We start from the raw sequence: 19,780 nt of genomic DNA, 5'->3' as shown, positions 1-19,780 counted from the left end.
TATCAATCCGCTTGCGGATACATCGTTCTTACCAGCGTGCGCAGCGAAAGCTCAACCAATACACCCAGGCCAATACCTATAGTATAGCTGGCAATATCACCAAGGAAGAACGTTTCGCCAAGCATTACTTTGCCAAAAAATGTCTGGCGCAAATGATCTATCCAGGGCGCACTGTATAGCTGGCTAAGTTCGGTCGCATAAGCATAAATTATACTTATTATTACGATAAAAGATAACGGCTTAGCTATAAATATAAACCGCATTAGCAGAAATACTGCTAATCCCCATAAAATATCACCGACAAACAATGGTACAACTGCCGAAGACGGCTCGCGCGATACCAGGCCAACAATAACTGTTACTACAATCAGGAACAAATAGATCAGGCGCGCCTTTAACATGGTTAAATATATGTATATTTTACAACACGCAAAGTCTGCAAACAAAAAAAGCGCCCAGGGGCGCTTTTATATTTTTCTTGCTTAATAATTAAGCAGTTGCAGTTTCTGCTTCTAAAGCCATTACTTCATCTATCAGGATACGGCCGCAATGCTCGCAAACAATAATTTTTTTGCGTTGACGGATATCAGACTGACGCTGAGGCGGGATCTGGTTAAAACATCCTGAGCATGAATCGCGGGAGATAGTAACTACAGCTAAACCATTTTTAGCATTTTGGCGCAAACGGTTGTAAGCAACCAATAACCGCTCTTCGATGTTGGGGATAGCTTTTTCTGCCTGTACAGTTAATTCGCTTTCGTCTTTTTCGGTTTCGGCAGTAATGGTGCCTAACTCGTCTTTTTTAGCTTCAAGGTCGCTTTTGCGGGCTTCTAAGTCGGCAAGAGCTTTTTCATAAACCTGGGTTTTTGAAGCGATCTCAAAACCAAATTCACGAATCTTCTTCTCGCTAACTTGTATATCTAACCCTTGTATTTCAATCTCTTTCGAGATCGCGTCATACTCGCGGTTGTTTTTAACTTCGCCAAGCTGAGTTTCGTATTTTTTGGTGTTAGCCTGCGCTTCTTTGATCAGGTTTTTGCGGGTAACAATATCATCCTCCAAATCATCAAGCTCACTTTTAATTTTTTGTATACGGGTTTCCAAACCAGCAACATCATCTTCCAAATCAGCAACTTCCATAGGTAACTCGCCTCTTATCTGGCGAATTTTATCAATTTTAGTGTGGATGGTTTGTAATTCGTATAACGCTTTAAGCTTTTGTTCTACGGTTTGTTCCATTATTTTGACGGGATTTATACTTATTTCTTTTTATAAACGGATGGCAAAGATACAACTTTTTTAAAATATTTTATAATTCAATTGTAAATTGCTGTTTGTCAAAGGAAAGGGGAGTGACATTAAGCCAGGCTACATAAAATACTTAACCGGATTAGTATTCACACTGGTTAGGCGCAAAGGCAAATCGGCAAACTTTTTCCGGATCATTTCATGCAGTAATTGCTGGGTAAATTGCTCGCTTTCAAAATGGCCTATATCGGCAATAATGATCTTGCCATCCGCATCAAAAAACTCGTGGTATTTATAGTCTGCGGTGACAAAGATATCAGCGCCTGCGCCAATGGCCTGTTTTAGCAAAAATCCGCCGGAGCCACCACAAACCGCTACCTTTTTAATTTGCTTGCCGGTGAAAGCGGTATGCCTTATTACCTGGGCATGCATTTTTTCTCTAAGGTGATATAAAAACTCTTCGGTATCCATGGGCTGGTCCAGCTCGCCTATCATGCCCGATCCTACCTGCTGGTGTTGATTTGTTAGCGCGTAAAGATCATAAGCTACCTCCTCGTAGGGGTGCGCCAGTATCAGCGCCATTAATATCTTGCTTTCTAAATTGGCAGGGTAAACGGTTTCTATGCGGGTTTCCTCTTCGGTATGTCGTATGCCGGGTTCGCCAACGTATGGGTCGCTATCCTCGTTTCCTTTAAATGTGCCGGTGCCTTCGGCATTGAAGCTACATTCGCTATAGTTCCCAATATTACCTGCACCGGCGTGGAACAACGCGTTGCGCACCTGGTCTACATGGCTGGTAGGCACATAGGTAACCAACTTTTTTAAAATGCCATGTTTAGGCGATAGGATATGGCAGTTTTCTAAACCGAGGGTTTCACAAATTTTAGCGTTAACGCCGTTTAGCACGCTATCTAAATTAGTATGGATGGCATAAATAGCTATATTATTACGGATGGCTTTCTCTACCACGCGCTCTACATAGGTTTTGCCGTTAAATCTTTTTAAGCCTTTAAAAACTATGGGGTGATGGGATACAATAACCTGGCAGTTAGTCGCAATAGCCTCGTCAACCACAGCTTCCACACAATCCAGCGAAATCAGGACCTGGTTGATTTCCTGGTCGGGATTACCCACTATAAGTCCGGCATTATCATAATCTTCCTGGTAAGCCAGCGGTGCAATACTTTCAAGATAGGTGGTAAGTTGGGATAGTTTCATTGATCGCAGATTTTGATAAAAGTACCAAAAATCCTCTTAACAAGTAAAGACGCAAATGTCTTTTGCGTCTTCACGATTCCAATATATGATAGATCGGGGTTTTGGCCCCTACGGATGATTAGTTACCCATTTTGGCAAGGTTAAAGCTTTCGAAAGCCATTTTTTGGTTATACTCTAAAGCTAATTTCTTGTGGTTTACCAGGTCGACAATTGTACCTATTAAGCAAAAGCCACCGGTAAAGAAATACAATAAGCCCATACCTATCTGCCCTAACAAGAAACGTTGTATCCCCGCTACGCCAAAGAAACCTATCAGGGTAAATATTAATACATCCTGCGGTGTTTTTCTTTTACCAGAATAGCTCATAAAGAAATATTTTTTCTGGTCGTCTGTTAAGCCAGAAGTTGCTTGTTGTAACAGAGCCAATTCTTCAGATGAAATGCCTGGAAGGCTCATATACGGGTTTTGATACATATCCATGATCTTTGTTTTTAGTGTGATTGTTTATTATTTATACCCCAAAACTAATATAGAACTAAATATCGGCCTATGCAAAATGGGCAGGGCGGGTAAACAACTCGGTAAGCGCGGGAATTTAAGCGGTGAAAATGGCGGGAGAAGTGCGGGTGTCGGCGAATTATCTATAGTGATGGGTTTCAAACCAATCGCTATGGATAATTACAGAACCATAAGTTATTCAAAGTTATACGCTTGTTTACCCACAAACAAACTTCGCCCCAAAACATAAATACGATAACCTATAATTAATAAAGCCGGCACTCCCAGCCAATGCGCCTGCCATGATTTGGCGATATTGCCATGCAACAACCATGATATAGCATGCCCTATGCCGCAGCCGGGGCACCAGGTTATCCCCATAGCCTTAAACGGGCATAATGAATATTGCGGCCCCGCAGCAGGGTTACTTACGCCCAATGCTATCAAAGCCGCAATCCAAAAAATGAGTTCGAAATTTGTTTTTAAAAACTTAATCAACTTTGTTTGATTTTGTCGCCAAAACCAAAGATACACCTAATGCAGACAATAATCCAATTAACAAAGCGCCAAACATACGGCCCGAAAATGCCATAAAGTTACCATCGCCCGGTTGGATATAGTTAATATAAACAATAGCTACAAATACAGCCAGGATACCGCCAAACAATAAAATTTTAAAACCTTGTATCAATGCTTCTAAAAATCCCATCTGGCCATTGCATTCTACGGTGCGGTAGTTTAATATGCCAAAAAACAAACCTATTATCGGTATCAATATCGAAAAGTATTCGTAAGGTGCAGTGTTATCATTTTGGGTATCATAACCCATTGCGTGTGTAATAAATAGCCAGGCCGCGCTAAGTATTCCTATAACAGCGCCCCATATTAATGCATTTTTCATTTTATTTAAGTATTAGGTTAAAAGTTGTGAGTTGTAATTTAAATACGTGCTATAAATGCCATACGTTGTTTAAACTACCATAAAAAGGCTTTTTAAGGCGATTTTGTTTTAGCCATCTGATATTTTTGATAGGTAAATAAAACGGCTTTTAAAATTTAATACCTTTAACAAGCTTATGATTATGAAAAAATTACTACTGCTATTATTAACACTACCGTTGATATCATCTGCCCAAACTGCCTATCAATATGATAAAGAAGGCTACGATAAATTTAACAAGAAGGACTACGCAGAATCCATTAAATTATTTGACAAGGCCATTGTAACTGATAAAGGTTTTGGCGACGCTTACTATCATCGCGGACTAGCCAGGTTTGAACTTAAAGACTACCAGGGCGCTATAAAAGATTATACATCTGCCATCTCAATTATGAATCGTAACTCGGTTATGTTTGACCATAGGGGTAGTGCAAAGCGATATATCAATGACATATCCGGTGCAATTGCAGATTATGATACCGCGATAAAGTTAGATTCAACCAATTCCGTAGCATATTATAACAGGGCAGCAACAAAGGCAGTAACTAACAACTATAGCGATGCTATTAAAGACTACAATCAGGCCATTAAGTATAACCCGCAATTTGTTGACGCCTATTTTAATAGAGCCATCGCTGAAAAATATGTAAAAGATTACCCTGCTGCGATAGCCGATTGCACAAGTCTGATTGAATTAAAACCCCGGGCAGACATTTACATGCTTAGGGGATTACTTAGAGCAAAACTTAATGATAAAGGCGGCGCTATTTCGGATTTTTCAAAAGCTATAGAAGAAGATCCCGAACAACCGTATGCTTATTACAACCGGGGCATTATGAAGGCCGATCTGAAAGACCTTACTGGCGCTACGGCTGATTATAATAAAGCAATTGCTTTGGATGAAAAAAATGAAGGAGCTTATATCAAACTTGGTGTCACACAGGCTTCAACAGGAAACTTTAATGACGCGATGATTAATTTTGATAAAGCACTTGCGCTAAACCCCAACAATGCCGAAGCATATGCCAACAGGGCAATTGCAAAAAACCATAAGGGTGATTTTGATGGTGCCATTACTGATTGCAATAAAGCCATTTTGATAACAGACACCCTGGCAATAGCTTACAGTAACAGGGGTTTAGCAAAAAACCAACATAAAGATTATAAAGGAGCAATTGCCGATCTTAAAAAAGCATTAACTATTAATCCAAACGACGCGGCTGCGTACTTAAATTTAGGAAACTCATATATCTTTTCGGCCAACTACGCAACTGCCATACAATACTATAACGAGGCTATTAAACTTGATCCTACCTATGGCAACGCTTATAACAGTCGGGGTATTGCTAAATACTTTTATGGTGATAAAAAGGGGGCATGCGTCGATATTAATAAGGCGGCGTCTGTGGGTTTTTCAGGAGCCAAAAGCAGCCTGGCAAGATATTGCAGATAACCATCAGGCTTAAAACTCTTTTTCTGTATATTTGCAGCAGTTTTGAACATCCGTGATATATTAGAAAGATATAAAGCTGATGACCGGATAAAGGCGCTGGCTAAGGCCACCAACGCGTCGAAAAATCCAAGGATACAGCTTCGTGGTTTGGTCGGATCGGGTGATGCGACCATGGCGGTAGCATTGTATTTTTTACAACACAAGCACATGGTGTTTGTATTGCCCGAGCGCGAAGAAGCCGGCTATTTCCAGGCCGACCTGGAAAATTTGACAGGTAAAGAAGTCCTGCTTTTTCCATCATCATACCGCAAACCGTTTGAGTTTACCCAGCCCGATAGCAGCAATGTTTTAGCGCGTGCCGAGGTATTAAATGAGTTGAACCATTCAAGCGAATTTGGCCGGCTAATAGTTACCTATCCAGAGGCCCTTGCCGAAAAGGTGATAGACCGCGCATCCTTAGAAAAAAACACTTTAGAAATAGCTGTAACCAACAAGCTCAGCATTGATTTTATCAACGAGTTTTTAGTGGAGTATGACTTTGACAGGGTAGATTTTGTGTACGAGCCGGGGCAGTTCTCTATCCGTGGCGGTATAGTTGATATCTTCTCCTTCTCGCACGAGCTGCCTTACCGGGTTGAGTTTTGGGGCGATATGATCGAGTCTATCCGCACGTTCGAGATAGAGAGCCAGCTATCAGTCGAACAGGTTAAAAGCATTACCATTGTGCCTAATGTGCAATCTAAATTTTTAACAGAAAGCAATATATCGCTCTTAGAATATATTGATGATGATACCCAGATCTGGATAAAGGATGTGCAGTTTACGTTCGATATTATCCAATCGGGTTATAAAAAAGCTACCCAGTTGTGGAACGCTTTGTCGGCAGATGAAAAGAACCAGAACCCTGATTGGATAGACCCCAAGTTTGGCTTTACCGACGAAAAGCTAATTGCCGACCAGCTGCACGATTATGCCGTTATAGAATTTGGTAAACAATTCTTTTATCAGCCTGATGAGACCATCAGCTTTGATATGCGTCCGCAGCCATCGTTTAATAAAGACTTTAGCCTGCTGATCCATAACTTTAAAAATAACGAAGCCGAGAAGATAGAGAATTTTATCCTCACCGATTCGGCGCGACAAGTAGAGCGCCTATACGCCATATTAGAGGACCTGGATAAAACCGTAAAGTTTACGCCTATAAGCATCAGTATCCGTGAAGGGTTTGTGGATAGGGAGCAACACCTGGCGGCCTATACCGATCACCAGATCTTTGATCGTTATTATAAATACAAGCTTAAAAAAGGGTACCAGCGCTCGCAGGCCATCACTCTAAAAGAACTGCGCGAGCTAAAGCCCGGCGATTATGTTACCCATATAGACCACGGCATAGGCAAATATGCCGGCCTGGAAAAAGTAGAAGTTGCCGGCAAGCAGCAGGAGATGATCCGCTTAATTTATGCGGATAACGACCTGTTATATGTAAACATCAACTCGCTTAACCGTATCTCTAAATATAGCGGCAAAGAAGGTACCGTACCCCGGATGAACAAGCTGGGTACCGATACGTGGGAGAAACTCAAGAAAACAACAAAAAAAAAAGTTAAAGACATAGCCCGCGACCTGATCCGGCTTTACGCCTTGCGTAAATCGCAGGTGGGTAACTCGTTTTCGCCGGATAGCTATTTACAGACCGAGCTGGAAGCATCCTTTATTTACGAGGATACCCCCGACCAGGAAAAAGCTACCACCGACTTTAAAAAGGATATGGAGGCCCCACACCCTATGGACCGCCTGATATGCGGCGATGTGGGCTTTGGCAAAACCGAGGTGGCCATCCGTGCAGCGTTTAAAGCAGTTGCAGATAGCAAACAGGTAGCCATATTGGTACCGACGACCATTTTAGCCGCCCAACATTATAAAACCTTTAGCGAGCGTTTAAAAGGCTTCCCGTGCAATATAGATTATGTGAACCGCTTTAAATCGAGCAAGCAGATAAAGGAAACGTTAGAAAAGCTGAAAGAAGGCAAGGTTGACATCATCATTGGTACCCACCGTTTAGTGAGCAAGGATGTGAAGTTTAAGGACCTGGGCCTGATGATTATTGACGAGGAGCAGAAGTTTGGCGTAAGCACTAAAGAGAAGTTGAAGCAAATGCGCGCCAATGTGGATACACTGACGCTGACTGCGACACCTATTCCGCGTACGCTGCATTTCTCGCTAATGGGTGCGCGCGATCTTTCTATCATATCAACTCCGCCGCCTAACCGCCAGCCGGTAGTTACCGAGCTGCATGTGTTTAATGATAAGCTGATAAAAGAAGCTGTCGAGTTTGAGCTGGAGCGCAACGGCCAGGTTTTCTTTATCCATAACCGGGTTGCTGATTTGCCGCAACTGGGCGGTATGATCCACAAGCTTGTGCCGGGCGCACGTGTGGGCATCGCCCACGGACAGTTAGAGGGCGACGCGCTGGAAGATGTAATGCTGAAGTTTGTGAATAATGAGTACGATGTGCTGGTAGCCACTACAATTATCGAGGCCGGTTTGGATATCCCTAACGCCAATACCATTATCATTAACCACGCCCACATGTTTGGCCTGAGCGATCTGCACCAGATGCGGGGCCGTGTAGGGCGGAGTAATAAAAAGGCATATTGTTATTTATTGAGCCCACCGCTATCAACCTTAACTAACGAGGCCCGGAAACGATTAAGCGCCATTGAAGAGTTTAGCGACCTGGGCAGCGGCTTTAACGTTGCCATGCGCGATCTTGATATCCGCGGCAGCGGGAACCTTTTAGGTGCCGAGCAAAGCGGCTTTATTGCCGAGATAGGCTTCGAGATGTATCATAAGATATTGGATGAAGCCATCCACGAGCTGAAGGATGACGAGTTTAAAGGCCTTTTTCCTGATGATAAGCCGCGGCCTTTCATTGCGTTTACGCAAATTGATACCGACCTGGAGATATTGATCCCTAACGAATATGTAACCAGCTTATCAGAACGGTATAATCTTTATTCAGATCTCTCAAAGCTGGAAAATGAAGCCGAGCTGCAGGCTTTCCAGCAACAACTGCATGATCGTTTTGGCCCCATACCGCCACAGGTAAATGATCTGCTTAACACCATGCGCCTGCAATGGATGGGTAAAGCCATTGGTTTCGAGAAGATCTCGTTAAAGAAAGGCGTACTACGCGGCTACTTTATCACTAACCAGCAATCGCCATACTTTGAAACAGCGGCATTCCGTAATGTACTAACCTTTGTTCAGGTTAACCCACGCCGTACCAATTTAAAGGAGGTAAAAGATACCCTGCGCTTAAGCATTGAAGCAGTATATGGTATTAATGAAGCTGTTGAGTTATTGGGTGGGATGTTGGCGGTGGAAGAAGCAAACTAAGTTGTCATTCTGAGCGTAGCGAAGAATCTTCTAAACGCTATAAGTACTACGCTTGCCTATCATTTGTAGAAGATTCTTCGCTACGCTCAGAATGACAAGCGTCGGGTTATTCTTTTGTTGGTGTAGGCGGCCATTCCATCAAATCATTGTTTAAAAATCGCCATTCAGGATTTTCTTCTTCGACAAGTTTATTCTTTTTGCTTCGCAACCAGCCTTTTATTTCTTTTTCTCTTTCGATGGCGTGATTAACATATTGATATCTTTCAAACCATACCAAATCGTAGCATTTATATTTTGTTGTGAAACTATCTTTGGCATCGGTGCCAAAATAATGCTCATATAATCTCCTTTCCAAGTTATTGGTAACGCCGGTATGCAATACCTTTTTAGTTGAAGTGGTTAATATGTATGTATAGTAATTGTGTTGACGCATATAATAAATATATTCAGTTTGTCATCCTGAGCATAGTGAAGGATCTTCTACACGCGATAAGAATGAACGGCGACCTGTCAATTATACAAGATCCTTCGCTATGCTCAGGATGACAAACTGAGAAAACGCTTAGACCACCCTCTTATAAATCCCATCCAAATTTCTACCCAACTCCATATAATCCAAACCGTAGCCAACTACAAACTCATTGGGGATATTAAAGGCAACGTGCGTTAACTCTTCAATAGGATATTCAATAGCATCAGGTTTTAGCAAGAGGGCGCATACCGTTATGGAAGCCGGTTTTCGGTGGCTAAGTTTGGCGACTAAATAGTCGAGCGTGTTGCCGGTATCAACAATGTCTTCAACAAGTACAACATGGCGGTTGGCGATATCAACCATCAGATCAAAATCATCATTTATGCGGCGGGTGCTGGTTGTGCCGCCGTGATATGATGATAATTTGGTAAAAGCGACCTCGCACGGGACGGTGATCTGCTTTAACAGATCGCCCATAAACATGAAGCAGCCGTTAAGTACGCCGACGAAGATCGGGGTCTTGTTTTCGTAATCAGCGTTTAGTTGGGCAGCAATTTGTTTGATGCGGGTTTGGATCTCTTCAGCAGATATTAGTGGTTCAAATTCGAGATCGGCTATTTTTATGTTCATTGCGATGATATTATTAAGGGTGTCCGTCCGGAACTATCCGGACACCTTTCGGCCGGCCGGACACTTGAGCGATTATTTAAACGAAAGTAATAAATGTATTTATTTTAAGCGATGCTATTATGATTTATAGCTGATGATTAGCTGTTTATTAATTCCCTATCTTTGCCCCTCAAATGATGGAATACCAGCTCTATACCCTATCCAACGGCATCCGTATTATGTATAAGCATGCGCCTTCGGCGGTTACGCATTGCTGCATATTGATGAACGCCGGCTCGCGCGATGAGCTGCCTAACCAGGAAGGCCTGGCCCACTTTATTGAGCACCTGCTGTTTAAAGAAACCGAGCGCCGCAGCACCAACCAGATCCTGAACCGACTGGAGATTGTCGGCGCCGACCTGAATGCCTACACGACAAAGGAGTATACCTGCATCCACGCGTCATTTTTAAACCCTTATTTAGAGCGTGCTATGGACCTGTTCGAGGATATTGTATTTCACTCTACCTTCCCCGAAGATGAGCTGGAGAAAGAACGCGGAGTGATCCAGGACGAGATCGCATCCTACCTTGATCAGCCTGAGGAAGCTATCCAGGATGATTTTGAGGAACTGCTGTTTAAAGATCATCCGATAGGCAAAAACATACTGGGTACTACCGAAACCGTTGGCGCTTTAAGCCGCGATGACATGAAGCAATTCATCGCCACAAATTATAATACTAACGAGATCATTTTCGCGGTTATAGGCGATTATGATTTTAAAAAGATAAGTAAGCTGGGCGATAAGTATTTCGGGCATATCGAGCCAAATTATAATAAAAAAAGCAGGATAACCCCGGTGGTTAATATCAGCGGTAATCATATTATCCATAAACCCATATCGCAAACACATTGTGTTATTGGTAACCAGGCATACTCGTCATCGCATCACCATAAAACCGGCTTGCTGTTGCTGAACAACCTGCTTGGCGGCATGGGTATGAGCAACCGCCTGAACCTGGAGATCCGCGAGAAACACGGTATAGCCTACACCATCGAATCAAACTATACCGCGTTCACCGATACCGGCATCTTCTCCATTTACTTTGGTACCGATACCGAAAAGGCTGCCAAAGCCGCCAAACTGGTGCATAAAGAGCTAAAGAAGCTGCGCGAGCAAAAGCTGGGTACCCTGCAACTGCATCAAACCAAGCAAAAGTTTATAGGCCAGATAGCATTGGCCGAAGAGAACCGCATGAGTCTGATCATATCTATGGCTAAAAGTTTGATCGACTTTAATTATGTGGATACGCTGCCCCAATTATTCGAGAAGATAAACGCCGTAACGGCAGAGCAATTGCTGGAGATTAGCAATGAAATATTTGATGAAAGTAAAATGATAACGCTGCTATTTGAGCCTAAGGATTAAAGCCGTAATTTTGTAACCATGAAATTTCCTATTGTAGCCTACGGCGACCCGGTATTAAAACGAAAAGCAACGGCTATCGAGCCTGCAGAGTATCCGCATATCAAACAATTGTGCGAAGATATGTTCGAAACCATGTATGCTGCCCGTGGCGTTGGTTTGGCTGCCCCGCAGGTTGGGCTTTCCATGCGTTTGTTTGTGATAGATGCCACCCCGTTTGATGATGACGAGCCTGAATTGAAGAATTTCAAGAAAGTGTTCATTAACGCTTGTATCGAGGAAGAAAGCGGCGATGAATGGAGCTTTAACGAAGGCTGTTTAAGCATACCCGATGTTAGGGAAGACGTTACCCGCAAATCAACCATCAGGCTATCATACTACGACGAGAACTGGAAGCATCATGACGAAACCTTCAGCGGCATGGCTGCACGTGTTATCCAGCACGAATACGACCATATTGAAGGCAAGCTATTTACCGATAGGTTAAGCCCGCTACGCAAGCGCATGCTTGAAAAACGACTGACCGATATCTCAAAAGGAATAGTGGACGTGGAATATAAAATGAAGTTCCCGGCTGTTAAGAAAGGGCGCTAAGCTTATTTGCCTCCAATAGATCTATCGCCGGCGGCAATATCGCGGATCAAACTACCCCAGGCAAATGGGTTAAGCAGCGGATTGGTAATTGAGTGCGAATTAACAATGCTGTTATGCATTTCCTGCACGTTTATCCCCTCATACCCATAATGCGGCGCTGATGCTTCGGCAGCGTGTATGGATGCAGGGTTAAGGTTTTTACGGGCAATCTCCAGGTCATCATCCGCTATCTTCATCGCCAAAAAATCTTTCCTGAACTCATCCGTGGTAGCCCATGGAAACACCCTGAAAACCGGCAGGTTAATAATTTGTGGTTTCAGCAGCACATTCATCACCAGGCTTTGATTGGTTACGTGTACGGGGATAACAACCGTTACAGGCACATAACCCACGCTGCTAAAACGCAGCGTATCCTGCTCGTGCGCTACAAACGAGAAATAGCCCTCGAAATTGGAAATATAAACCTGTTTATGGGTAGTAACGTTGGTTATGTTTACGTAAGGCACAATAACCCGGACACTATCCGTATTACGGGTAATACCGCTAAACTGCACCAGCGGCTTATCGGTAGTTTGCGCTACTGCCGTTGCGGTTATAAATAAGAATAATATGCCAATTAGGTATTTCATTTAGCGGCTAAGCTTTTCTATAATTACTGTTAACGGGTAAAAATAGTTTTTAGTTTCTTAACAAAATAGTATCGCAGCAATACCCCGGGGCATTTTAACAATACTTAACATTTAGTTAGCGCAAATTTTCGGGGAGCACCGCGTTAGGGTCGTCTATATCGGTAAGGTTTATGGCCTCTATGCCGGTAATTTCGGGTACTGCTTTCATAATGGCACCTTCAATACCCGCCTTAAGCGTCATGATGCTCATTGGGCACGACCCGCACGACCCTAACAACTTCAAACGCACTATACCTTCGGGTGTTATCTCCTCAACCGATACATTGCCGCCATCTGTTTCCAGGTACGGGCGTATGCTATCCAACGCTGCTTCAACCCTTTCTAATACACTCATTTTTACTAATTTATAAGTAAAGTTATTAATTATTTATCATATTCCTACTGGCAGCCATCGCATTATTGATCGACACCTGCTGCGCTACGCGGTTCGCCATCTCGGTAAAGGCGGTAACCATCAGCGGGTGCTCCTCGTTTAAAACAATGGGTTTACCCGCGTCGCCGCTATCGCTTATGCCTTTAATCAGCGGTATCTCGCCCAAAAAAGGTACTTCCAGCTGCTCGGCCAGCTTCTTGCCGCCACCCTGCCCGAAGATGTAATACTTGTTATCGGGCAGCTCGGCAGGGGTAAAGTAGGCCATGTTTTCAACTATGCCCAGTAGCGGCACGTTTATGCTCTCCATCAAAAACATGCCTATGCCCTTCCTGGCATCAGCCAGCGCAACAGCCTGCGGAGTGGTTACTATCACCGCCCCCGTAACCGGGAACGTCTGCGTAATGGTGATATGGATATCGCCGGTACCGGGTGGCAGGTCTACCACCAGGTAGTCAAGCTCGCCCCAATCGGCATCATTAAATAGCTGTTTAACGGCGGTCGACACCATTGGCCCGCGCCATGGCACCGGCTGGTTAGGATCAGTAAAGAACCCTATCGACAGCAGCTTGATGCCATACTTCTCAATAGGCTCAATGCGCGTTTTGCCATTCTCGTTACTGGCCCTTGGCTTGGCTCCTTCCAGCCCGAACATAATCGGGATGCTTGGTCCGTAAATATCAGCATCAATCAGGCCTACCTTGGCACCGCTTTTAGCAAGGCCCAGCGCCAGGTTAACCGCGACGGTGCTTTTACCCACACCGCCCTTGCCACTGGCAACCGCTACGATGTTCTTCACCCCCGGCACGCCCGTGTTCTTCTGCGTGGTAACGCGCGACGTCATGTTAACCGTAACCTGTATCTCCTTGCTTATAAAGTGGCCAATAGCATTGCGGCAGGCATTCTCAATCAGCGCCTTTAGCGGGCAGGCAGGCGTAGTCAGGATAACCGAGAAGCTAAGGCTATTGCCGTCTATCTCGATGTCCTGGATCATGTTAAGCGTAACCAGGTCCTTTTTCAGATCGGGCTCCTCTACGTTGCTTAAAGCTTGCAGTACTTGTTCTTTGGTAATGGTCATGTGTTTTGGATGGCGCGTAATTAGTAGCAAAATTACTAAAACCGCCCGAAGTAGTGTCATGGTAATGACTTTTTGATTTGCGAGGTTGTACGTTGTACGTAATACGTTTTACGTGGGGGTGGGGAGGTATAATTGGGCGTTGCCTGCGGCCCGGGTTATCCGCTCATACGCCGCGAGGCATTAGGCGCGGCCTGCACCGGGGCTTTCGCGCAGCCGGTATCCGCTGCTACCTAACGCAAGGGCTGTCTGAACCGTGATTTACAGCAAGTTACGATTACAGGACCGCCTGTTTTGTTTCACGTGCGGGTGAAACAAATGAAACACGTGAAACAAGATTTCGGCTTAACCGGCTGAAATATAGCGACATGCAAAAAACGAGTGAAACAAAATGAAACAAGATTTCAGCCTAACTATTTGATAATAAGATTATTGTAAAAATAAATAATGTTTAAACATCTGAAACAAAATTGGGCGCGACAGGAAATTCAAAACCCACCACTCATCCCGATAGCTATCGGGACTCATAACTTTGTGCCGTGATGAAGGCATGCCGGCGTAATTCCAGCCAACACTACCATTAGTTGCCAAATAACAACCAGATGTAGCTATATTACAACTAATAGTGGCGGCGTTTTTGCCGGAGGCAGGATACCGGCTAAATATATTTGCTGTGTCGAAATTAAAACAAAAAAAGACAGTAACTATGGAAACAAAAACCATCGGCAGCAAAATTGCCAAAGCACGAAAACAGATCAACATATCACAAGCCGAACTGGCCATCCGACTGTTCATCAGCCCGCAGGCAGTGGGTAAATGGGAACGCGGCGAATCAATGCCCGATATCATCACCTTAAACCGCCTTGCCGAAATTACGGGCGTCGACCTTAATTATTTTTCGGATAACACCTGGCCGGCAAGTGGCGATATGGCAGCGGCCGGGTCAGCAGCCGTAAAGCAGGAGAAAAAACTGAGCTGGAACATGTCCGACGGGAACTGGGTGGATGCCGATTTCTCGGGGCTGAAAAACCTGCACGAAAAGTTCAGCTCGTCAAACATGCAGCGCTGCAAATTCGTAGGCTCGGCAATGCAGGGGCTGTTGCTAAAAAGCAATCATGTAGATAGCTGCGACTTCTCCGGGTCTGACTTGAGCAACGCCCAGATCCAAGGCTCGCACCTGGCAGGTAACCAGTTTAATGACTGTTTACTCAAAGACGCCGAATTTTCAAAAAGCCATATCAAAAGCTGCGATTTTACCGGTGCCGACCTAACCGGGGCAGTGTTTAAAGGCTCGGCCCTGCAAAAAAGTACGCTCACCAACGCGGTGTTAAAACATACGGCCTTTAACGGCTCGCATATCGACGATATGGTTTTTGAAGGCGCACTGCAGGACTGCGCTTTCGAGAACTGCGGCTTTTTAAGGGTGACCTTCCAAAACGCGACGCTGGTTAACACCTTCTTTAAAAACAGCAAGCTAAAAGGCATTAAGTTCATCAACTGCCACGCCGACCGCATGACCTACGAGTTCCTGAAAAGCGGGAAGGCAGATTTGAGCGGGATTGCGTTATGTTAATGTGCGAACGTGTTACGTATTACGTTTGACGTTGTACGTAATACGTTTTACGTTGGGGTGGGCGGCGGCTTGTGTGGTTCGCTCCCATCGGGAGGGTGTAGGGAGGGGTTTAATAAAGCGATAGTAATAATGGCGTTGCCTTCGGCCCGGGTTATGCGCTCATACGCCCAGAGGCATTAAGCGCGGCCGATGCTTTGGGCTTTCGCGCAGCCGGTATCCGCTGCTACCCCTAACGCATTGTCTGAACCATGATTAACAGGATTTAAGGATTACAGGATTAGTTGAAGTGTTTCACTTTTAAATGAAACATTATGAAACAGTTTCAGGTTAACTGCAGAAATACAATGATCTAACAAAACACGGTGAAACAGTTTTGCAACACCCTCAACGTCAAGGCCTTTGGCTATAGCGATCATTTTCGTGACATCACGAAAATGATCCTCAATAGCAGAGCCGGAATTTTCACACGCTTTTTTTGCTTTGCATAAGAAAATTTCCCCCTCGTTGATAGCCTAATATTTCCTGCAATTCGCGGGCGCTCTTATGTGCTTAAATAAAGGTTTGTTTATTTGCCACAAGTTTAATAAAATCTGAAAGGCAAATCAATTGTTCTTGTTGGTCCTTTTGATATGTCGGTATGATTGATTTGGGTATCACCAACTGTAAGTTTTTGGCTAACATTTCATCCGTCTGATTTCTACTAATCGCAGGTTCAAGAGTTATTAAGTGTTTATACGGAATTTTATCAGCTTCCGATAAAACCTGTCGCCATCTATCCTTTGCAGTAGTTTTTACGCCCAACATAGTTAAAAGTTCAATATTGAAAAACGGGTCAGCATATCCATTTTTAGGAAATAGAAAATCCGGTTTGTTATTCCTTTCGGTTGTTTTTCCTTTATCGAACGATAACTTGTTGCCTTCAAATATCACAGCTAAATGATTTTCAAATGAATGGCCGGCTCGCGATTTCCGTCTGTTTTGAACGCTTAACGAAAAACTGATAAATTCGTCAACGTCGCTATTGTCTTTACCAAAACCCGTAGTTAATTTCTCCTTGACTATAATATTTTCTAATGTTCGAAATAATAGTTCTTCTCTTTCAAGCCATTTTAGAAGCGTTTCATCCGGCGCCTCTATTATTGAAATATCTTTAACTGTTGAACGGGCATATTCCGAGAAAATATAGGTGGGCGGAAACTTCTTGCCGAATAAGGCAATAAGTTTTTCAAGATCGTCCGTTTCTGGTTCTTCGATTTCAATGCCAAGCGATGCTATAATATATTTACCCGCAAACCCAATATCTGCCTTATCTGCGGATAAGTCCTTGACGATAAATTTATTTTTAACTTCCGAAAGATTAAACAACCAAAGTAATTGCTTTTCTGAAGTAGAGCCATTAGGAGCAACAAGGACAACTGCATCATTCTTTTGTGTCACGCCCACGACAATTAAATCGCCTTCGGCAGAAATTGGAATAACTTGATTATCGGAATAATATAGCCTATGCTCTGTTCTGGTAATGTGCTTTTCTCTGGCATCGTACCATTTTAAAAAACCTTCGTTTTCAAAAATCCCATCTTCATCGTCAGCTAAGTAGATAAACTTCGTCTTAAATTCAATTGGATCTAAACCAAATATTTCCTTGAACCCAGTTATGCCGTTAAGCTCGTGTTGATGAGATGTCTTAGGGTCAATTTCGACCCGGCTTAATCTTTTCGCCCCGATGCTTTTGAAATAACTGGATAAAGAATTTGACATGATTAAAGTTGTGAAAGACTGGTTGAATTTAATGCAGTGAACTTAGCTTTTGGAATTTTTATTACCGTGCTTGCGCCCCCTAACATATTTTTTCCTCCGGCCATAGGAATCCAAGATGCATATTGAGCCATAGTGTCGAAGGTTATAAACCACCAATTTACTAATTCTCTGTCATTAACGTTATTAATCTCTCGAACGAAAAATAATGAATGCAAATTGCCTTTTTTTGCTGCATAAAAGGCCAATTTAACAAAGGGACCCACATCTAATCCAAAATAGGCTCCAACTTTACTATCATTAGCGACAGTTTTTTCTTTTATTTCAATTGGATATGTATGCTGTTCACCCCATAAAACGCCGTCGATATCAGACATTTCAGACATGAAACTATTTTGAAAAGAAATTCGCAAATGTTCTTTGGTAAATTCTTCAGGTATTGACGCAATAGGGATTTGTGAAGAATTGGTATGATAACGTAAGAAATTATACCTACGACTCCTCAACAAGAAATTGTTTATTGTATTATTTAATGGTGTATAAGGACGAGCACCCGGAATGCCTAATTGCATAATATTCCAACTAATAGTGCTTGCATCGTTAATTACTGCTATAGATGGAACGCAATAGTAACTATGCACTCCGATTTGATGCATCGTCGAGCATATCGTGTGTAAAGCGTTGCTTGGGCCTTCAAGGGTCCTAGAGGGGTCATAATTAATGCCCGGCTGTATAGTATGCGGAAATAAAACTGACGTAAACTCTCCAAAATTACTCCCAACACTCCTAACTATCCAGCCTCCTTGAGAAATACGATCTCCATATCCTAATCTTTCAAGATAATTTCTTAATTCAATTTCTGCGAGCATGCCGTTTATCTTATTAGCATTTAAGCTACTTACGCTATTCGACAAGTAGGATTGCATTGAATTAATGTCTAAACTGGCCATCTCGCTAATTTTTATGGGTTCTTAAAACAGTTGCAATCTCTTTTCCAACCGCCTCAATAAGTGGTGTTACAACAGAGTTCCCAAACTGTTTATATGCTTGATTATCCGACACGGGTATTCTAAAACTTTTATCTCCCAAGTTCACAGGATATCCTTGTAATGCTGCGCATTCATCGGGCGTCAATCTTCGGGGAACTGAACCATTTTGTGGGATTAGAATTTCAGCACCATCCTTATAATAACGAGCACTCATGGTTCTGCTAATGCCATCTAAATTTACCAACCCAAAGCCAAAGCCATTTCCTTTTTCTTTATGTTTTTTGGCATATCCTTGCAGGTAATTCCACAAGTGTTCCGACAATGTATATTTGGGGTCGACATCTGATTTTAGTATAGACTTTATTTGCTTATCAGCCTCCGGTAGCTCGACTAAATTGAAGTCGAATGCGACATTCTCACCAAACTCTTTTTTGTCAAACCCAACCATAATCGTTCTATCTCTGTGTTGTGGAACAAAATGTTTTCCGTTTAATACCCGATGGTTAAATGAATATCCTAAATCTTCAAGTGTGGCTTTAATTACTTTGAATGTATTGCCCTTGTCATGAGATACAAGATTCTTTACGTTCTCTAAAAAGAAAGCCTTTGGCCTGTGTTTCTCTATTATTTCTGCAACATGAAAAAACAAGTTGCCCTGTTTTTCATCCTCAAAACCGTGTTTTCTTCCCAAGCTATTTTTCTTTGACACTCCTGCAATTGAGAATGGCTGGCAAGGAAAGCCACCACAAAGAATATCAAATTTAGCAGGTATAAAAGATTTGGTCTCTTCTTTGGTAATATCCCCAAAAGGTGTTTCTCCAAAGTTTGCGAAATATGTTTTTTGGGCATACTTATCGTACTCAGAACTATATACACAAAGGCCGCCAAGATTTTGCAAAGCCAATCGAAACCCCCCGATGCCAGCAAACAAATCAATAAACGTGAATTTTTCTTTTCCTTTTGGTGGTCCGGGAAAAGGAATATCAGTAACATCAAATAAGCTTTTTTGTACGGCTTGGTATAATGCTTCCGGCTCATGGAACTCGCTCGGATTATTTTCAGCAATTTCGTATGCCTTGTCTTTATATACTTTATTTTTTGTTACAACATAATGTGTAAGTACTGCCGAATCTAATTCATTAGGTACAAGAGGAGAATTAGCCTTTGAAGATTTAAGAGCCATTATTCGATGCCTCCTTCGAAAGATTTGCTGTCAAAAAACTCTCTAACAGTTACATCAAGTGCACAAATCAATTTTTCAAGATTGATTACAGAAATGTTTCTTTTTCCGTTTTCAACTTCGTTTACATACGTCTTATCTATCTCTGCTTTAAAGGCTAAAGCTTCCTGAGTGAGTTTTAAATTTGTCCGGTATTCCTTTATGCGAAGGCCGATTTTCTTGCGAATATCCATAGCTGCAAGCTATCGCCTATTCGACTATAAGTCAATCGGATATAAGTGAACTTTTGCGAT

20 protein-coding genes are annotated in these 19,780 nt (G+C 42.9%); 5 read left to right on the top strand and 15 right to left on the bottom strand.

Features of this window, described 5'->3' with window-relative positions:
• Window positions 1–2 precede the first annotated feature (2 nt).
• From ABIB50_RS04645 to ABIB50_RS04620, 6 genes are all read right to left on the bottom strand, one after another.
• Complete coding sequence (locus ABIB50_RS04645) at window positions 3–401, bottom strand: DUF2809 domain-containing protein (protein ID WP_429377663.1); 399 nt, start codon at window positions 399–401, stop codon at window positions 3–5.
• Window positions 402–489: 88 nt separating this feature from the next.
• The gene (locus ABIB50_RS04640; RefSeq protein WP_429377661.1) at window positions 490–1,239 is read right to left on the bottom strand and encodes a zinc ribbon domain-containing protein; all 750 of its coding nucleotides are present in this window, start codon (window positions 1,237–1,239) and stop codon (window positions 490–492) included.
• A gap of 129 nt (window positions 1,240–1,368) precedes the next feature.
• The gene (locus ABIB50_RS04635; RefSeq protein ID WP_429377659.1) at window positions 1,369–2,466 is read right to left on the bottom strand and encodes a Nif3-like dinuclear metal center hexameric protein; all 1,098 of its coding nucleotides are present in this window, start codon (window positions 2,464–2,466) and stop codon (window positions 1,369–1,371) included.
• Window positions 2,467–2,584: 118 nt separating this feature from the next.
• Window positions 2,585–2,947 (bottom strand): TM2 domain-containing protein, encoded by a 363-nt coding sequence (locus ABIB50_RS04630; RefSeq protein ID WP_429377657.1) that lies wholly within the window; start codon window positions 2,945–2,947, stop codon window positions 2,585–2,587.
• Between the two features lie 213 nt (window positions 2,948–3,160).
• Complete coding sequence (locus ABIB50_RS04625; protein ID WP_429377656.1) at window positions 3,161–3,463, bottom strand: DUF2752 domain-containing protein; 303 nt, start codon at window positions 3,461–3,463, stop codon at window positions 3,161–3,163.
• Window positions 3,456–3,866 carry a DUF4199 domain-containing protein gene (locus ABIB50_RS04620; RefSeq protein WP_429377655.1) on the bottom strand — a complete coding sequence of 137 codons (411 nt, stop codon included), beginning with the start codon at window positions 3,864–3,866 and terminating at the stop codon, window positions 3,456–3,458. The genes ABIB50_RS04625 and ABIB50_RS04620 overlap by 8 nt, the downstream gene beginning before the upstream one ends.
• Before the next feature lie 181 nt (window positions 3,867–4,047).
• On the opposite strand from ABIB50_RS04620, the gene ABIB50_RS04615 reads away from it, so the two are divergent.
• Window positions 4,048–5,358, top strand: a complete 1,311-nt coding sequence (locus ABIB50_RS04615) for a tetratricopeptide repeat protein (RefSeq protein ID WP_429377654.1) — start codon at window positions 4,048–4,050, stop codon at window positions 5,356–5,358.
• A gap of 42 nt (window positions 5,359–5,400) precedes the next feature.
• Entirely contained in the window at window positions 5,401–8,757 is a 3,357-nt protein-coding gene (gene mfd / locus ABIB50_RS04610) for a transcription-repair coupling factor (RefSeq protein WP_429377652.1), read from the top strand.
• Between the two features lie 106 nt (window positions 8,758–8,863).
• Here the strand turns inward: mfd and ABIB50_RS04605 are convergent, their stop codons facing one another.
• Window positions 8,864–9,190, bottom strand: coding sequence for a GIY-YIG nuclease family protein (locus ABIB50_RS04605; protein ID WP_429377651.1), 327 nt, complete (start codon window positions 9,188–9,190; stop codon window positions 8,864–8,866).
• 129 nt (window positions 9,191–9,319) lie between these two features.
• Window positions 9,320–9,859, bottom strand: coding sequence for a hypoxanthine phosphoribosyltransferase (gene hpt, locus ABIB50_RS04600; RefSeq protein ID WP_429377649.1), 540 nt, complete (start codon window positions 9,857–9,859; stop codon window positions 9,320–9,322).
• A 176-nt stretch (window positions 9,860–10,035) separates the two neighbouring features.
• Between hpt and ABIB50_RS04595 the strand changes: the two genes are divergently transcribed.
• Together ABIB50_RS04595 and def are read left to right on the top strand one after the other, a co-directional pair.
• On the top strand, window positions 10,036–11,265 hold the full coding sequence (locus ABIB50_RS04595) for a M16 family metallopeptidase (protein ID WP_429378465.1): 1,230 nt from the start codon (window positions 10,036–10,038) through the stop codon (window positions 11,263–11,265).
• A gap of 18 nt (window positions 11,266–11,283) precedes the next feature.
• Complete coding sequence (gene def / locus ABIB50_RS04590) at window positions 11,284–11,856, top strand: peptide deformylase (RefSeq protein WP_429377648.1); 573 nt, start codon at window positions 11,284–11,286, stop codon at window positions 11,854–11,856.
• 2 nt (window positions 11,857–11,858) lie between these two features.
• Here the strand turns inward: def and ABIB50_RS04585 are convergent, their stop codons facing one another.
• The 3 genes from ABIB50_RS04585 to ABIB50_RS04575 all read right to left on the bottom strand — a co-directional run bounded on the left by ABIB50_RS04585 (window position 11,859) and on the right by ABIB50_RS04575 (window position 13,993).
• Entirely contained in the window at window positions 11,859–12,485 is a 627-nt protein-coding gene (locus ABIB50_RS04585; RefSeq protein WP_429377646.1) for a hypothetical protein, read from the bottom strand.
• 115 nt (window positions 12,486–12,600) lie between these two features.
• A complete protein-coding gene (locus tag ABIB50_RS04580; RefSeq protein WP_429377644.1) occupies window positions 12,601–12,879 on the bottom strand; it encodes a NifU family protein in 279 nt (92 codons plus the stop codon).
• 25 nt (window positions 12,880–12,904) lie between these two features.
• Window positions 12,905–13,993 (bottom strand): Mrp/NBP35 family ATP-binding protein, encoded by a 1,089-nt coding sequence (locus tag ABIB50_RS04575; RefSeq protein ID WP_429378463.1) that lies wholly within the window; start codon window positions 13,991–13,993, stop codon window positions 12,905–12,907.
• A 703-nt stretch (window positions 13,994–14,696) separates the two neighbouring features.
• Between ABIB50_RS04575 and ABIB50_RS04570 the strand changes: the two genes are divergently transcribed.
• Window positions 14,697–15,563 carry a pentapeptide repeat-containing protein gene (locus tag ABIB50_RS04570; RefSeq protein ID WP_429377642.1) on the top strand — a complete coding sequence of 289 codons (867 nt, stop codon included), beginning with the start codon at window positions 14,697–14,699 and terminating at the stop codon, window positions 15,561–15,563.
• A 549-nt stretch (window positions 15,564–16,112) separates the two neighbouring features.
• Here ABIB50_RS04570 and ABIB50_RS04565 read toward each other — a convergent pair.
• The 4 genes from ABIB50_RS04565 to ABIB50_RS04550 all read right to left on the bottom strand — a co-directional run bounded on the left by ABIB50_RS04565 (window position 16,113) and on the right by ABIB50_RS04550 (window position 19,720).
• Complete coding sequence (locus ABIB50_RS04565; protein WP_429377641.1) at window positions 16,113–17,321, bottom strand: type II restriction endonuclease; 1,209 nt, start codon at window positions 17,319–17,321, stop codon at window positions 16,113–16,115.
• A gap of 2 nt (window positions 17,322–17,323) precedes the next feature.
• The gene (locus ABIB50_RS04560; RefSeq protein ID WP_429377639.1) at window positions 17,324–18,187 is read right to left on the bottom strand and encodes a hypothetical protein; all 864 of its coding nucleotides are present in this window, start codon (window positions 18,185–18,187) and stop codon (window positions 17,324–17,326) included.
• An 85-nt stretch (window positions 18,188–18,272) separates the two neighbouring features.
• The gene (gene dcm / locus ABIB50_RS04555; protein ID WP_429377637.1) at window positions 18,273–19,490 is read right to left on the bottom strand and encodes a DNA (cytosine-5-)-methyltransferase; all 1,218 of its coding nucleotides are present in this window, start codon (window positions 19,488–19,490) and stop codon (window positions 18,273–18,275) included.
• A complete protein-coding gene (locus ABIB50_RS04550) occupies window positions 19,490–19,720 on the bottom strand; it encodes a helix-turn-helix domain-containing protein (protein WP_429377635.1) in 231 nt (76 codons plus the stop codon). Before ABIB50_RS04550 ends, dcm begins: the two co-directional genes overlap by 1 nt.
• Window positions 19,721–19,780: the final 60 nt, after the last annotated feature.

Origin of the sequence: Mucilaginibacter sp. UYCu711, from assembly GCF_050433825.1 — a bacterium.
Classification (GTDB): Bacteria; Bacteroidota; Bacteroidia; order Sphingobacteriales; family Sphingobacteriaceae; genus Mucilaginibacter.
Note: the sequence above shows the minus strand (reverse complement) of the source record. Positions and strands in the feature narration are given on the sequence as shown.